The sequence below is a fragment of the Flavisolibacter ginsenosidimutans genome (assembly GCF_007970805.1).
In the GTDB taxonomy this organism is placed as follows: Bacteria; Bacteroidota; Bacteroidia; order Chitinophagales; family Chitinophagaceae; genus Flavisolibacter; species Flavisolibacter ginsenosidimutans.
Window position 1 is genome coordinate 4,983,337 of record NZ_CP042433.1, and the last position, 14,986, is coordinate 4,998,322.

The following is a 14,986-nucleotide window of genomic DNA, read 5'->3' on the forward strand; positions in this document are numbered from 1 at the left end:
CTATATGGCTTTTAATAAAAGAGACAATCGCCCAAGACCAACGTTTTCGAAGATTACGATTGGCCTGGCTTCACCAGACAGTATTTTGGAGAAAAGCTTTGGTGAAATTCTTAAGCCTGAAACCATCAACTACCGCACCTACAAACCCGAAAGAGACGGTTTGTTCTGCGAGCGGATTTTTGGTCCTGTAAAAGACTACGAATGTGCCTGTGGAAAGTACAAGCGCATTCGTTACAAAGGCATCGTGTGTGACCGCTGCGGTGTAGAAGTAACCGAGAAGAAAGTTCGCCGCGAACGCATGGGACACATCAAGCTTGTTGTTCCTGTTGTGCACATCTGGTACTTCAAATCGCTGCCAAATAAAATTGGTTACCTGTTAGGAATGAGTTCTAAGAAATTAGAAAGCATTGTTTATTACGAAAGATTCGTAGTCATCCAACCCGGTCTTCGCGCCGATAAAGGCCAGAACTACGGTGATCTTCTTACAGAAGAAGAATACCTCGATATTCTCGATGCGCTACCAAAAGACAATCAATACCTGCCCGACGAAGACCCAAACAAATTCATCGCCAAAATGGGCGCTGAAGCCGTTCATGATCTGTTGGCAAGAATTGATTTGGATACGTTGTCATTCGATCTGCGCAACGCCGCTGCTACAGAAACTTCTCAGCAACGTAAAGCAGATGCCTTAAAGCGTTTGTCTGTTGTTGAATCGTTCCGCGATGCACAAACAAGAATCAGCAACCAGCCGCAATGGATGGTAATGCAATACATTCCGGTTATTCCGCCGGAACTGCGTCCGCTGGTTCCTTTGGATGGCGGCCGTTTTGCCTCTTCCGATTTGAACGACTTGTATCGCCGTGTCATCATCCGCAACAACCGTTTGAAGCGTTTGTTGGAGATCAAAGCGCCAGAGGTAATCCTGCGTAACGAAAAACGCATGTTGCAGGAAGCTGTTGACAGTTTGTTTGACAACTCTCGTAAATCGAACGCTGTTAAAGCTGAAGGCGGACGTGCACTAAAATCACTTTCTGACGTATTGAAAGGCAAGCAAGGCCGCTTCCGTCAGAACCTGTTGGGTAAACGTGTTGACTACTCAGGCCGTTCAGTGATCGTCGTGGGCCCTGAACTGAAATTGTACGAATGCGGTTTGCCGAAAGACATGGGGGCTGAGCTCTTCAAGCCATTCATCATTCGCAAACTCATTGAAAGAGGTATCGTAAAAACAGTGAAATCCGCAAGGAAGCTTGTCGATAAAAAAGAAGCCATTGTTTGGGATATTCTTGAGAATATATTGAAAGGGCACCCAATCATGTTGAACCGTGCCCCAACGCTGCACCGTTTGTCCATCCAGGCCTTTCAGCCCAAGTTGGTTGAAGGCAAGGCCATTCAATTGCACCCGCTTGTAACCTCAGCATTCAATGCCGACTTCGACGGTGACCAGATGGCCGTGCACGTGCCTTTGAGCCATGCCGCTATTCTGGAAGCCCAGTTGCTGATGCTGGCTTCGCATAACATTTTGAACCCGCAGAACGGAACGCCCATTACACTGCCTTCGCAAGACATGGTGCTTGGCTTGTACTACATTTCAAAAGGCCGCAAATCAACCGAAGAATTAAAAGTTCGCGGCGAAGGAAAGGCCTTCTACAGCGAAGAAGAAGTCATCATCGCCTACAACGAGGCCCGCATCGACCTTCATGCGCACATCAAAGTAAAAACCAATGTTCGCGCAGATGACGGCACCATTACCAACAAATTGTTGGATACAACCGTTGGCCGTGTGATTTTCAACCAATTTGTTCCGAAAGAAGTTGGTTTTGTAAACGCTTTGCTGACGAAGAAGAACCTTCGTGAAATCATTGGTGACATCATCAACATTACCAACGTTCCGAAGACGGCAAAATTCCTTGATGACATCAAGCAACTTGGTTTCCGCATGGCCTTCAAAGGGGGATTGTCTTTCTCTATCAACGATCTTATCATTCCTGACATTAAGCAGGAACTGGTGGACAATGCGAAAGGCGAAGTAGAAGAAGTGTGGGAGAACTACAACATGGGTCTCATCACCAACAACGAACGTTACAACCAGATCGTTGACATTTGGTCTCGTGTGGATACCCGCATTACAGAAACATTGATTCGTGAACTGGCAACTGATAAGCAGGGTTTCAACTCCGTTTACATGATGCTTGATTCCGGCGCCCGTGGTTCTAAACAACAGATCAAGCAGTTGGCCGGTATCAGGGGTTTGATGGCCAAGCCACGTAAATCTGGTTCTACCGGTTCGGAGATCATTGAAAACCCGATCCTTTCAAACTTCAAAGGTGGATTGAACGTATTGGATTACTTCATTTCCACGCACGGTGCCCGTAAAGGTTTGGCCGATACGGCTCTGAAAACGGCCGATGCCGGTTACCTAACACGTCGTCTGGTGGACGTTGCTCAAGACGTTGTAATTACGGAAGAAGATTGCGGTACGTTGCGCGGTATTGCAACGTCTGCACTGAAAGACAACGAAGACATCATTGAGCCGTTGGCAGATCGTATCGAAGGCCGTACATCGGTTCACGATATTTACGATCCGCAGAACGATGAACTGATCGTTCCTGCCGGGGAAGAAATTACCGAAGGAATTGCACGCCGCATCGAAGAAGCAGGTATTGAAACCGTGGAAATTCGTTCGGTGCTCACTTGCGAAGCCAAGCGTGGCACTTGCGTAAAGTGTTACGGCAAAAACCTGGCAACGGGTTATATGGCGCAGAAAGGTGATGCGGTTGGTATCATCGCTGCGCAGTCCATCGGTGAACCCGGCACGCAGTTAACGCTTCGTACCTTCCACGTGGGTGGTGTTGCCGGTTCTGCTGCGGTAGAATCTACACTGACTGCGAAGTTTGACGGTACCATTCAGTTTGACGGTGTTCGTTCGGTAACGACAATAAACAACGAAGGCGATAAAGTTCAGGTGGTAATTGGTCGCACGGGTGAAGCAAGAATTGTTGACCAGAAGAACGACCGTTTGCTTATTACCAACAACATCCCGTACGGCGCTTCACTGCAAGTGAAAGATGGCCAGCACGTGAAAAAAGGCGACATCATTTGTACCTGGGATCCGTTTAACAACGTGGTCATGGCTGAACAAAACGGTGTGTTGAAATTTGAGAACGTTATCGAGGGCATCACGTTCCGCGAAGAAGCCGACGAACAAACCGGTCACCGCGAGAAAGTGGTTATTGAAACAAGAGACAAAACGAAGATTCCTACCATGATTGTGGAAGGAAAGGACCGGAAAACATACAACCTGCCAACGGGAAGTCATATTGTGGTGGACGAAGGCGAAGACGTAAAAGCAGGCCAGGTACTGGTGAAGATTCCGCGTGTGTTGGGCAAGCTGCGCGACATTACCGGTGGTCTTCCGCGTGTAACGGAATTGTTTGAAGCCCGTAACCCATCCAACCCTGCCATCGTTTCAGAAATTGACGGTGTGGTAACGATGGGTGCTGTAAAACGTGGTAACCGCGAGATTATCATCGAAGCAAAAGACGGTGTAACCCGCAAATATTTAGTGCCGCTTACAAGACAAATCCTCGCACAAGACGGCGACTTCGTAAAAGCCGGTTCAGCTCTCTCTGATGGCCAGATAGCGCCGCAGGATATTCTTTCCATTCAAGGTCCGTTTGCCGTGCAGCAATACGTGGTGAACGAGATTCAGGAAGTGTATCGTTTGCAGGGTGTGAAGATTAACGACAAGCACATTGAAGTCATCGTTCGTCAGATGATGCGCAAGGTTTCTATCGTTGATCCGGGTGATACGAAATTCCTCGAAGAAGATTTGACGGATAAGTTTGAATTCATCGAAGAGAACGATCACATTTTCGACAAGAAAGTTGTGAACGAGCCGGGTGAAAGCACACGCATGAGAGCCGGGCAAATTGTAACGCTTCGTGAACTGCGCGAAGAAAATTCCATCCTTCGGCGCAACGACAAGAAGCTGGTAGAATACCGCGACGCAAAACCCGCAACGTCACAACCGACGTTATTGGGTATCACCAAGGCATCGCTGGGTGTGCCAAGCTGGATTTCGGCCGCATCGTTCCAGGAAACAACCAAGGTGCTTTCTTCTGCCGCTATTCAAGGCAAAACAGACGACATGCTTGGACTGAAAGAGAACGTGATCACCGGTCACTTGATTCCTGCAGGTACGGGTCTTCGTGAGTTTGAGAACATGATCGTTGGTTCGAAAGAAGAGTACGAACTGTTGCAAACAGCTCGCGAAGCAATGACTTTCGACGAAGAAGAATAACCGCGGATTGTCGTGATTTGAAAATAATTATCAGGATTGTATTTAAGGAGTGAGAGTGATCTCACTCCTTTTTCTTTATCACGGATTGTGCAGATTGATGAAATGCGGACTGCACGGATTTTCACTTGATGAAGGTTGTGACCAGAGCTATATAAGAAAATTCTATTCGCCTAAACCCAACGGTCGATTAGCAAGAGAAATGATTGTGACGCTTAAATTAATCTTGACAATCCTTACAAAAATCACTGTTATCCGCGGTTCCTTTTAACGTTTCCAAACGCCTTGCAACGTTTATTTTCGTTCACAAATTTTTTGCTGCATGAAGAATGTTTCTCTCGCTTTGAATGTGGTGTTGTTGATGGCCGTGGCCGTACTTTTTTACTTGCATTTTTCTTCCGGTAAAAAAACAGAACAGACAAAAGTGGCGGCGATAAATACGGCTGACCCGGTTCCAAAAGGCGGTGTGCGGATTGCTTATTTCGAGATGGACTCCATCAACAATTCTTTTCAGATGGTAAAAGACGTGCGTGCCGAATTAAGCAAGGAAGAAGAGAATTTAAACAACGCATTGGCCCGCATGCAAAAAGCCTATAACGATAAATTCACGCAATACCAAAGCCAGGCGAAAGCCGGCATGTCTTCTATTGAATCCGACAAGGCCAACCGCGAAATGCTGCAATTACAACAACGCTTTTCTGCCGAGAAGCAGCAAATGGAACAACGCCTTCAGGATTTGTCCGTACGCAAAACGCAGCAGGTGAAAGACAAGGTAGAAGAGTTTTTAAAAGAATACAACAAAAGCCGCGGTTACACCTACATTCTTGCTTACGAGCCCGGCTTTATGTTTTACCGCGACAGCAGCTACGACATTACGGCCGACGTGGTAAAAGGATTAAACGAACAATACAAGAAGAAATAAAAACGTAGAACATAAAATATTAAACGCAAAACGGCTTCGCTCTAACGCGAGGCCGTTTTGCGTTTTGAGCAGTGAAAAATCATAGCGGCCTTGCTTCCTTTTATATTTTGCATTTTACATTTTACATTCTACATTGTCGCCTGTATCTTCCCCAAAAATCCACCGCATGACAGAGGAAATTCTCACACCGGTTGAAGCCATCGCCGAAGACAAATCCTTTAAACGTTCGCTGGGCTTAACCGATGCCACGATGATTGTTGCCGGCTCCATGATTGGTTCGGGAATTTTTATTGTAAGCGCCGACATGCTGAAAGATTTGGGCTCTGCCGGATGGCTGATCGGCGCGTGGCTCATTACCGGATTTATGACGTTAACCGCTGCTTTAAGTTACGGTGAATTAAGCGCCATGTTTCCAAAAGCCGGAGGCCAATACGTTTACTTGCGTGAGGCATACAATCCCTTTGTTGGTTTCTTGTACGGCTGGAGTTTTTTCGCCGTTATTCAAACCGGAACTATTGCGGCTGTAGGCGTGGCTTTCGGAAAGTTTCTCGGTTACCTCGTTCCTTCGCTTGGCGACGGTAATATTTTAATCGGCAGTGCGGCAGGCTTCAAAATTTCCGCAGCGCAATTGGTGGGAATTGCCTTAATTGTTTTGCTAACCTACATCAATACAAAAGGTATCAAAGGAGGCAAGATTATTCAAACAACCTTCACGTCGGCAAAACTGCTTGCCTTGTTCGGTTTAATCATCTTTGGTTTTCTTGCGGCCAAAGCATTTATCTGGCAAACAAACTGGCAGGATGCGTGGATCATGAAACAACACATCTCCCGGATTGATCCCAAAAGCACGGCCAATAGCTGGACGCCGCTGATTGGCACGGCGGCATTGGGCGCTATTGCTTCGGCAATGGTCGGCAGCATTTTCAGTTCCGATGCATGGAACAACGTAACCTTTATTGCGGGAGAAGTAAAGAACCCTCAGCGCAACATTGGCTTAAGCCTCTTTCTTGGAACACTTATCGTAACGGTTATTTACGTGGCTGCAAACCTGATGTATGTTTCGGTATTGCCATTAGAGCAACTGGCTTTTGCAAAGGACAACCGCATTGCGCTGTCCGTGGCAAACGAAATTTTTGGTGCGATTGGAACTACGATTCTTGCCTTGCTGATTATGGTTTCCACTTTCGGTTGCAACAATGGATTGATCCTGGCCGGCGCACGTGTGTATTACACAATGGCAAAAGACCGATTGTTTTTTAAGCAAACCGGCAGGTTAAACAAAGCCGCCGTTCCCGAATTTGCACTGTGGATTCAATGCGCTATGGCTTGTGCGCTTTGCCTGAGCGGCCAATACGGCAACCTGCTTGACATGGTTTCATTTGTGGTGGTGTTGTTTTATGTGCTGACCATTCTTGGTGTTTTTATTCTTCGCAAAAAACAGCCCAACGCAAACAGGCCTTACAAAGCCTTTGGTTATCCCGTGCTTCCCGCGCTGTATATTTTGATGGGCATCTCATTTTGTTTGCTGCTGATCATTTACAAACCACAATACACCTGGCCGGGTTTGATCATTGTTCTCCTTGGAATTCCCATTTATTTCGTTGCTTTGGCCTCCCGAAAAAAATAGGCCGTCTTCATGGAAAACGTAACGCAGTTGTTCGATGATTTTGCATCGGTTAAGGTAGGCGTAGTGGGTGATGTAATGCTTGACACCTACATGTGGGGCGCTGTTGAACGCATCTCTCCCGAAGCACCTGTGCCCGTGGTTTCGCTGCACAAAAAAGAGCAGCGCATCGGCGGCGCCGGAAACGTTGCCCTGAATCTTCAGGCGCTGGGCGCAAAAGCTTTTGTGCTTTCGGTAACCGGCGACGACGACGATGCGCAGTGCCTGAACCAGTTGTTCGCCGCCAGCGGCATCAACACGGGTTATTGCTTCCAAAGCGAAAGCCGGATTACCACCAACAAAACCCGCGTCATTAGCCGCAACCAGCAAATGATGCGGCTTGATGCGGAGATCACCAATGATCTTACAACAGAAGATGAGGAGCACCTGCTGCAAAATTTTCAGCGTTTTATTGCAACGGAAAAGCCGCAAGTGGTTATTTTGGAAGACTATAACAAAGGCGTACTAACCGAGAATGTCATTCATTCCGTCATTGCTTTGTGCAAGGAAGCGGGCATTATAACCGCCGTTGATCCAAAGCGGAAAAACTTTTTTGCGTTTAAGGGTGTTGACATCTTCAAACCCAATTTGAAAGAAGTAAAAGAGGCTTTGAATTACTTACACGTAGATGCGCAACTTCCCTTGTTGAAAGACATTCACCACAACTTGCAAAATTTTTTGCATCACCGCATTTCATTCATCACGTTATCGGAAAAAGGCGTGTTTTATCAGGAGGAGGATAGCGCTGCCATCATTCCTTCGCACCTGCGCAGCATTGCCGATGTTTCCGGTGCCGGCGACACGGTAATTGCGGTGGCAAGCCTTGTTTATGCCGTGAAGCAAAATCCTTACCTCATGGCTGAAATTGCCAACATTGCCGGCGGCCTTGTTTGCGAAGAAGTGGGAACGGCCGCCATTGATAAACTCAAGCTTTTGCACGAGTGCGAACTGCTGCTTAGCTGATGGTCTGGCGTTGAGAAAAAAATTAGCCTGTGCTTTTGCTAAAATCCTCGCTGCTTCTGCGTTTGCGCAGGTCGTTGCGGCCGTTCCCTTAACGATATTTTACCATCCTTCTGCTAAACGTTTTTTGCTCCTTTATCGTCTATATTTTGCCTTTATGAAAGACTACACATAACCTTATCCGGATTCGACTGTATGTTGCAGTCTAATTCGTCCTTATTGATTGCAACGAGGCCCTTCGCTTTAGAAGGGCCTCACTTATTTTAGCTGTCGGCGTTCGGCCATCAGCGTTCGGCTTTTATCTCGTCAAGTGTATTCTGTTTGACGCTGCCCAAAGCCGATAGCTGACTTCTGAAAGCTGGTGGCTTACATAATTTCCGCAATTGTTTTTCCAATATCTGCCGGGCTTGAAACGACGTGAATGCCACACTCGCTCATGATCTTCATCTTGGCTTCGGCCGTATCTTCTGCTCCGCCAACAATAGCGCCTGCGTGGCCCATGCGGCGGCCGGGAGGAGCGGTTTGCCCGGCGATAAAACCGACAACCGGTTTTTTATTTCCCGAGTCTTTGATCCAGCGTGCTGCTTCGGCTTCCATGCCGCCACCAATTTCACCAATCATCACGATGGCATCGGTATCAGCATCGTTCATAAACAATTCAACGGCTTCTTTGGTGGTGGTACCAATGATGGGATCGCCGCCAATTCCTACGGCCGTTGAAATGCCCAGTCCTGCTTTTGCAACTTGGTCTGCTGCCTCGTACGTTAGCGTTCCCGACTTGGAAACAATGCCGATGCGTCCCTGCTTAAATACAAAGCCCGGCATGATGCCTACTTTGCATTCGCCAGCGGTAATCACACCCGGACAATTGGGGCCAATTAACCGCGTGCCTTTGCCTTGCAAAAAGGCTTTCACCTTTACCATGTCCTGCACGGGAATGCCTTCCGTAATGCACACAATTAGTTCTACGCCAGCATCGGCAGCTTCCATTACCGCATCGGCGGCAAAAGCAGGCGGCACAAAAATGATGGAGACGTTTGCGCCGGTTTCTTTCACACAGTCGGCAACGGTGTTAAATACTTTTCTATCAAGGTGCGATGAACCGCCTTTGCCCGGCGTAACACCGCCGACAACGTTGGTTCCGTATTCAATCATTTGCGAAGCGTGAAAAGTGCCTTCGGTACCGGTAAAGCCCTGCACGAGCACTTTGGAATTTTTATTAACGAGGATGCTCATAAGTGATTTTGAAGTGGGGCAAATGTAACTAGAACTATGATTTATCGGATGAAAAGGATTGACGAGAAATAAAAAAGAACCGGTTTGTCTGAACGACTCTCTTTATGATGAACGAATTATTCCGTTTTAAACTTTGAAATCCTGCGAATCTTAGTTCTCAATAATCGTTTGGCTTTTGTTGCTCCTTGTCTTTGTCCTTATTGCCACCAAAAAGTTTTTTGAAAAAACCCTTCTTTTCTTTTGGCGCTTCCGGCGCTGAACCAATAGCGGGTGAACGTTTATTTGACGTATCTTTTTTTGGCTCGGGCTTAGGCTTGGATTTGTCTTCTTCACTTACCGGTTTTTCCGATTCGGGCTTCATGTTTTGATACGAAGTTGTGTCCAGCGTGTAATCATCGGCGCTCATGTTCTGATTATCGCCCTGCGCATCATCTTCCTTCGGAATAATCTCCATAATGTCGGCATTGGTGATTTCGTTTTGCAAATCGGCAGGCACAGGGAAAGTTGCTTGTTTGTCAAGCGCCAGGTTTTTGTCGTCAAGCGTTTTTTTAAAAAAGGCTTGGAAAATGGGCCTCGCGGCTGTGCCGCCGTAGCCTTGTGCACTTTCAATGCGAATAAAGCGGTCGTCGCAACCCACCCAAACCCCGGCCAGTAATTGCGGCGTGTAGCCCATAAACCAGGCGTCTGCGTTGTCGTTGGTGGTGCCTGTTTTGCCGCCCATTTCTTTTACATCCAAAGCCTGCATTAATCCTTTGGCCGTGCCCACGGTTACAGGTCCTTCCATCATCTTGCACATCTTGTAGGCCGTGGCTTCGCTCACTACCTGTTTGCGGTTTGCACCAATGTTGGTGCGGTAAATGGCGTTGCCGTTGCGGTCTTCAATGCGGGTGATGAAGGTAGGCTTGGTTGAGAAGCCACCGCCCGCAAAAATGGTGTACCCCCAAAGCATTTCGTAAAGCGAAAGATCGCAGGAGCCAAGCGCAATGGAGGGGTAGGGCTCTACTTTGGTGGGTATTTGAATGCGTTCTAAAAAATTGGCAAATTGTGCGGGCCCAACCTGCTTCATGATGTAGGCCGTGGCACAGTTGCGTGAGTAGGCAAGCGCGGAAGCCATGGGCATTGAACGACCGGTACAGCTTTTTGACGTGGCCGGTACCAATTGCCCTTTGCCAAACGACTGTTGCTCGTCAATCACCGTGCTTTCCGGCGACATGCCTCTTTCTTCAATGGCTTGGCAATACAGCAATGGTTTGATGCTTGATCCTACCTGGCGTTTCACGTCTAATTGTGCGTGGTCTAACTTGAAGGTTTTAAAACCGATGCCGCCCACCCAGGCTTTCACTTCGCCGGTTACGGGGTCCATGGCAATGAAACCGGTTTGCATCATTTGCCGGTGGTATTTGATAGAGTCCATCGGCGTCATTACGGTGTCTTTTTCCCGCTTTATATTCCAGGCAAAAATTTTCATAGGCACTTTCACATAAAAGGTAGCCTTGATGTCTTTATCGCCGAGGCCTTCGTCCTTCATGGCCCGCCAGCGGTCGCTGTTCTTCATCGCTGCGTCCAATACGTTTTGATGGTCTTCCCACACGGAGCCGGTTCGGATGTTGCGCTGGCTGTTAAGTGCTTTTTGCAGGATGGGCATTTGCTGTGCGACGGCTTCTTCGGCGTAATCCTGCATTCGCGGGTTAATGGTGGTGTAAATTTTCAAGCCGTCTTTGTACACGCTGTATTCTTCGCCATCGGCGTTTTTAATGCCCTTTAAAACATCAGCTACCTGATTGCGCAATACCTCGCGGAAATAAGGTGCGTAGCCTTCGTTTTGATCCAGTTTTTTGTAATTGAGTTTTATGGGCAATGCTTTGTATCGGGCTGCCTCTGCTTCCGAAAGCTTTTCATTGCGAACCATTTGCCCCAAAACCACGTTGCGTCTCTCTTTGGCTTCTTTTGGATGAATGCGCGGATTGTAAATAGAATTTCCTCTGAGCAAGCCAACCAGCAAGGCCGATTCATCAACCGTGAGTTCGTAAGGTTCTTTTTGAAAATACGTACGGGCTGCGTTTTTAATGCCGTAAATGTTGTCGCCGTAAGGCACAGCATTGAGGTAAAGCGCAACGATTTCTTCTTTGGTAAAGTTTCGTTCAAGACGGATGGCCACGATGTATTCCTTGAATTTCTCAATCACCCGCCAAGCTTTATTTTTTGATCCTTGATCAAGCAAGGCCTTTGCCAACTGTTGCGTAATGGTGCTGCCGCCACCGTTGCGACCCAACGATGCAATAGCGCTGAACGTTCGTTTGAAATCAATGCCCGAATGTTCGTAAAAGCGTTCGTCTTCGGTAGAGATAAGTGCGTTGATGACGTGCGGTGAAATATCGCGATACGCTACGCTGCTGCGGTTGCCGCGTTCCACGTAGTATTTGCCCATCAGGGTTCCGTCGGCGGCAAACACTTCGGATGATTGCAGGATGCTGGGATTCTCCAGTTCTTTCAGCGAAGGCAGTTTGCCGAACACGCCAAAGACGCAAAGCATGATGAAGATGACGAATGCGCCGAAACCGGAAAAGAAAAGAATCCAAAAAATGCGAAACCCTTTTTTCATGTGAATTGAATTAGCGGTGTGAAATTAGTTCAGAGTCTTGAGTTGAAAGTCTAAAGTTCACAGTTCAAAGTCGGCCCCATTGTATTTAACGACTCCAGCTTTGAACTGTGAATTTGGAACTGCTTAGAACTTGCCCGGCAAATATTGTTCTAAAAACTTTTTGTACTCGGCAAGGTTTGTTGTGCCTTTTAAAATTTCGAGGTTGGGCGCCGAGATGATGGTAAAGGTGTATTTGTTGCCCGTAAGCCAGGGAATGATTTCGGTTGAGGCCACGGCTCTTGCCCGCTGAACGTAATCGGTGGCAGCACTTGCGTTGGCAAAGCCGGTTACCACCAAAAGTTTTACATCGGCCGTGAGCGAAAGTATTTGTGCATCCAAAGGCTGGCCGTAATATTTCTCGCGGTTGTAACGGAAGAAAGCATTCCTTGCTTCGTTGACAAACACGGGATCAACCTTGTCTAAAATCATCAGGACATAATGCGCCGTTTCGGGTGCAAACGTGTAAATGGAAGCAGGCTTCGGTGGTGACACGTTTTTCTTTACAATCGTATCAACGGCGGCTTTTTTCGGAATTGTTTTTTTTGCCAGCGTATCCGTTGTTTTTACCTGCGGCTTTTTGCTCACGGTGTCCGCTTTTACTATCAAAGGTTTTTTCGCAACGGTATCTGCTTTTTTTACTTCGGGTGTTTTTGCTGTAACAATTTCTTTTTGCTCGCCGGGAGCTTTCACAGTTGGCATCTCTTTCTTCGGTGGCGATGTCGTTACCGCGGCTACATCGGGACGTTTTAATTCAGGGGTTGCATCGGTTGCGGCAACGCTGTCTTCTGCCTGTGGTTGAATTTGATAACGATTCAACTCATCTTCAATTTGCTTGCGGCGATTTAAAACGCTGAGCAAGGTTCTTGCTTTTTCTGTAAGCGCCGCGTGTGTATTTTGCCGGATGATGGTTTGCAATTCCGCTTTTGCCACACTATCCTGCCTTTGCCGGATGTAGTAAACCGATTCGATGTAGAGCAATTGCGGTTGCCAGAACGTGGTTTTGTAAACACTGTCCGCTTCGCGTTTTGCGGCAACGGCTTCGTCAAATTTGCCTTCGATAAAAAGATTGTAAACGCCTTCGTAAGCCTTTGTCGCTTCGGGTGAAACTTCGGCCTTTGCTTGTGGGTCTTTGCCGGTGGCAAGAATGTTTGCGTAACGTGACGAAGCATATTTTTCGAGCAGCAATTTTTTTACGGCAGCGGCTTGCGAAGTATTGCCTGCTTTGGTGTAAGCATAATACAAATTGAAAAGCACTTCGTCCATTCGTTCGCCGTCGGGGAAACGTTTGCGGTATTCTTCAAAGGTGTTGATGGCGGATGGATAATCTTCCAACGCATTTAAAAAAGCGGCTCCCAAATTCAACAGTGCGGTTTTGATGGAATCGTTGGATGCTTTTAAAGATTCAGGTGTTGTAGGCAGCTTTGCCGAAAGGCTTTCAACCGTGAGATCTGTTTCTTCCGCCGCAGCAACTTGCAGGTTTCTTGCATCGCGTCCGTTTGTTGCGGTGCGGTTTTGCAACTGTTGGTTGATGACGGCAAAGCGGCGCCAGTTATCCACATTGGGCCTGTTGCCCCAAACCTGCTTGAATTCCGCTGCGCCTTGCGTTCGCGAAGTCGTATTGTAAAAATACCAGTCGCCTTTTGCGGCCGAAGAAAACAAATCAGTGGATGGAGAAGCGGAGAGTTGTTGACTTCCGGCTGTAGGTGCGGCATCTTCTTTCAATCCCTGTTGCTTTCGCAATTGCTTCACCATCTTTTTAACCAGTTCGTCGCGCTGTTCTTTGGGCAAGGCGGCAATGCGTTGCAGGCTGTCTTGCCGCGTAACAACGGCTGAATTATCGGCCACGATTTTCAATCCGGGTTTGCGCCCGTTTACGCGTTCGGCATCCTTTGGCAAAAGGTCCGCCACTTGCAGGCTGTCGTAAAAAGCTGCGGCTTGAATGTATTTTTTTTGATCGTAAGAGACATCGGCCAATTGCAAAAAAGCTTTGCTGCGCGAAGCAAGGTTGCCGTTGTTGTATTTGGCGCCCTTCATCAACAGTTCCAACGCGGCGGGAATGTTGGCCCGTTCCATTTCCATCTGCGCGGCCGTATAGTAAATAATGTCGCGGTAGTCTTCGTACTTGTCGCGTTTGGCCATCTTCAGCAACTCCGCGATGTTTTTATCAATGGCGTTGTCGCCGCCTTCTTTGTTCAGGCGAACGAGGTTTAAGCGGGCATACACATCAAGCACCGGATCGGGAGTAAGATCTACGGCTTTTGCAAAGTGCTTTGTTGCTTCGCCGGTCTTGCCGCTGCGTTCAAACAATTGCGCTATCAAGTATTCCTGGCGTGCTTTTTCCCGTTTGGTTTCTGCGCCTTCCAAAGCCGCTGTTAAATGAACCGCCGCACTGTCCCAAAGGCCTTGTTTGTAATACCAATAAGCCTCTACTTCGTCTAACGCGTTGTGCAAACGCTTGGGAAAAGCAGGGTCTCTTTTTAGCGTAGTAATAAGGCTTCCCGATGAAACCATGTCGCCCATTTCAATTCGCGTTCTGATTTGCCAGATGAAAGCGTTGTTGCGACTGAAGGTGTTGCTGTGCAGAAACTTTTTGTCTTCTTTGGTAGCAATGCTTAATTCCTGCGCGCCGTCTTTGTGCGTGCCGATGTAAGAGTAGTAACCGTATTCGTCCTGCGGAGCGTAGGCGTAATTGATGAACTGGAGCATCATGGACGCCGAATCGAATTTCTTTTGCAGGTGCCAGGAGGAAGCCCATAAAAGATAAAGATCATCACCCCATTCGCTGCGCAGGTCGTGGTTCACAATGCCCGTGCGGCATTTGTAAATCACCGAATCCAGTTGTGTGCTGTCGGCCGCAGTGGCTTCAAGTGTATAAGGATAAAAGGAGAGAAGCTGCGAGTAGTCGTCTTTTTGTTGCATCTTGGCTCGCTCGATAATTTCATTGAACTTGTTATTAGCGTTGAAATAATAATTAAACCGGGTCGTGAGGTTTTGAAAGATGCGCTTGGGTGTTTTTAACTGGCCGTCGCTGGTTTTTTCGGATTTCAGTTTGCGTTCGGTGAAAGGCTTGTCCTTTTTAATGTCCACATGAAAGCCGGGCTGGGCCTGTGAAAAGTAGGAAAGACTCACAAGCAGGATGACAAGCAACGTATAGATATGGCTTCTCGCTTTCATTCAGTGGCAAACTAAAGGTATTAAACAGAAAAAGAAAAGTTTTAGTATGTGCAGGCAGAAAAACCCTTTTAGGGGCAGGGGGATTTTTCTTTA

Annotated in this window: 7 protein-coding genes; 4 read left to right on the forward strand and 3 right to left on the reverse strand. The window is 47.5% G+C overall.

Annotated elements, in window-relative coordinates; all coding sequences use genetic code 11:
* Positions 1 to 4: 4 nt before the first annotated feature.
* The 4 genes from rpoC (at position 5) to FSB75_RS21340 (ending at position 7,845) form a co-directional block, all read left to right on the forward strand.
* Positions 5 to 4,300, forward strand: coding sequence for a DNA-directed RNA polymerase subunit beta' (gene rpoC, locus FSB75_RS21325; RefSeq protein ID WP_146791587.1), 4,296 nt, complete (start codon positions 5 to 7; stop codon positions 4,298 to 4,300).
* A gap of 319 nt (positions 4,301 to 4,619) precedes the next feature.
* Positions 4,620 to 5,219, forward strand: coding sequence for an OmpH family outer membrane protein (locus FSB75_RS21330; RefSeq protein WP_146791589.1), 600 nt, complete (start codon positions 4,620 to 4,622; stop codon positions 5,217 to 5,219).
* Positions 5,220 to 5,385: 166 nt separating this feature from the next.
* Positions 5,386 to 6,846: an APC family permease gene (locus FSB75_RS21335; protein ID WP_146791590.1), complete on the forward strand. Its 1,461-nt coding sequence runs from the start codon at positions 5,386 to 5,388 to the stop codon at positions 6,844 to 6,846.
* Positions 6,847 to 6,855: 9 nt separating this feature from the next.
* Positions 6,856 to 7,845: a bifunctional heptose 7-phosphate kinase/heptose 1-phosphate adenyltransferase gene (locus tag FSB75_RS21340; RefSeq protein WP_146791591.1), complete on the forward strand. Its 990-nt coding sequence runs from the start codon at positions 6,856 to 6,858 to the stop codon at positions 7,843 to 7,845.
* A gap of 363 nt (positions 7,846 to 8,208) precedes the next feature.
* Here FSB75_RS21340 and sucD read toward each other — a convergent pair whose 3' ends face one another.
* The 3 genes from sucD to porW all read right to left on the reverse strand — a co-directional run bounded on the left by sucD (position 8,209) and on the right by porW (position 14,893).
* Positions 8,209 to 9,078 carry a succinate--CoA ligase subunit alpha gene (gene sucD, locus FSB75_RS21345; protein ID WP_146791593.1) on the reverse strand — a complete coding sequence of 290 codons (870 nt, stop codon included), beginning with the start codon at positions 9,076 to 9,078 and terminating at the stop codon, positions 8,209 to 8,211.
* 157 nt (positions 9,079 to 9,235) lie between these two features.
* Entirely contained in the window at positions 9,236 to 11,680 is a 2,445-nt protein-coding gene (locus tag FSB75_RS21350) for a penicillin-binding protein 1A (RefSeq protein WP_146791595.1), read from the reverse strand.
* Positions 11,681 to 11,803: 123 nt separating this feature from the next.
* The gene (gene porW, locus FSB75_RS21355) at positions 11,804 to 14,893 is read right to left on the reverse strand and encodes a type IX secretion system periplasmic lipoprotein PorW/SprE (RefSeq protein ID WP_146791597.1); all 3,090 of its coding nucleotides are present in this window, start codon (positions 14,891 to 14,893) and stop codon (positions 11,804 to 11,806) included.
* Between the last annotated feature and the right edge of the window lie 93 nt (positions 14,894 to 14,986).